At 57.5% G+C, this 921-nt stretch carries 1 pseudogene; it reads left to right on the top strand.

Annotated features, from left to right (window positions below):
• Positions 1-921: pseudogene (locus tag AACY08_RS27515) on the top strand (type IV secretion protein Rhs); the annotation flags it as partial.

Genomic DNA, 921 nt, shown 5'->3' with positions numbered 1-921 from the left:
TCCGGCATTGGGCGAGCTTTTCGCAGATGGACACGCGGTATGTGTGGGATGACAACGGCCAGGTCACGGTTCATAACGCCGATGGCAGCCAGGAAGTCTACGTGCATGACCAGCGGGCGCGGCTGGTGAGGCGGGTGGATCCCGATGGTGCTGAGCATTTCAAGTCCTACGATGACAAAGGCCGGCTGACGGTTGAGCAAGATCCTCTCGGCGCGATAACAGCCTACCAATACGACGACGCTGGGCGCTTGGTGGCAGTGTTTCCAGGGGATGATGAGCCGACTTCCTACGAGCATGACAATGGCTTCGTACGGGTTGTAAGGCGGAGTCTGGCGGTTTGGAAATACGAGCGTAATGACCAGGGCGACGTTACGCGTAGGACCGATCCAGACGGTAACTCTACGGACTACAGCTATAACAAACACGGGCAGCTAATTGGGGTTTGGTTTCCGGATCACAGTTGTCAGCGGCTGGTCTGGAATGAACGCGGACAACTGCTTGAAGAACAATGGCCGAATGGCGGAATCAAGCGCTATCGCTATGACGACCTTGGGCGAAAAATCACCCAGGAAGACGAGCACGGCGCGCTTACACAGTTCGAGTGGAACAACGTTGGGCGCCTAGTCCAAATCGTCTTGCCGAGCGGTGACACGCGTAAATATACCTACAACGCCTACGGAAAAATCACCTCCGAACGCGATGAACTGGGGCACGTCACCCGCTACGAATACGCCGACGGCCTGCACCTGATCAGCCGCCGCATCAACGCCGATGGCACCCAGGTCAACTACCGTTACGACAACGCCCGGCTACTGCTGACCGAGATCGAAAACGAAGTCGGCGAAACCTACCGGCTCCAGTACCACAGCAACGGCCTGATCCAACAGGAAACCGGGTTTGACGGCCAGCGCACGGCCTACG

Source organism: Pseudomonas sp. EL_65y_Pfl1_R83, assembly GCF_963970695.1.
Taxonomy (GTDB): domain Bacteria; phylum Pseudomonadota; class Gammaproteobacteria; order Pseudomonadales; family Pseudomonadaceae; genus Aquipseudomonas; species Aquipseudomonas tritici.
Note: the sequence above shows the minus strand (reverse complement) of the source record. Positions and strands in the feature narration are given on the sequence as shown.